This window comes from Azohydromonas sediminis, from assembly GCF_003574675.1.
Lineage (GTDB): Bacteria > Pseudomonadota > Gammaproteobacteria > Burkholderiales > Burkholderiaceae_C > Calidifontimicrobium > Calidifontimicrobium sediminis.
This window is the reverse complement of record NZ_QOAZ01000112.1, coordinates 1-583: the sequence shown is the minus strand read 5'-3', so window position 1 is coordinate 583 and position 583 is coordinate 1. Positions and strand designations below refer to the sequence as shown.

1 pseudogene is annotated in these 583 nt (G+C 72.7%); it reads left to right on the top strand.

From position 1 onward, the window contains the following. Positions 1–583, top strand: a pseudogene (locus DRV96_RS17860) (helix-turn-helix domain-containing protein); the annotation flags it as partial.

The window sequence follows — 583 nt, the reverse complement described above, 5'->3', positions numbered from 1 at the left end:
GACCGCCGGCGCATCAAGGAGCTCGAGCGTGAGCTGCGGCGCAAGGACCGGGCCCTGGCCGAGACGGCGGCGCTGCTGGTGCTGTCAAAAAAAGTCGAGGCGATCTTCAACAAGGGCGGGGACGAATGATCGGCCTCGAAGATCGCCAGAGCCTGGCCCGAGACATCGAAGTGGCCCACCGGGCCGGCGCGCGGCTGCGCCTGGCCTGCGAGGTCGGCGGCATCGACGTGCGCACGCTGCAGCGCTGGAAGGCCCACGGCGGGCTCGTCTCGGGCGACGGCAGGCCCGCGGCCGTGCGCCCGACACCGGCGCACGCGCTCACGCCCGAGGAGCGCGAGCAGATCCTGCACGTGGCCAACGAGCCGCGCTTTGCGCACATGCCCCCGGCGCGCATCGTGCCGGCGCTGGCCGACGAAGGCGTGTACATCGCCAGCGAGTCATCGTTCCAGCGCGTGCTGCGCGCGCACGCACAGACGCGTCATCGAGGCCGCGCCAAGGCGCCACGCCACAGCCGCCCGCCGACCACGCACGTGGCCACCGCGCCGCGGCAGCTGTGGTGCTGGGACATGACGTTCCTGCCTGC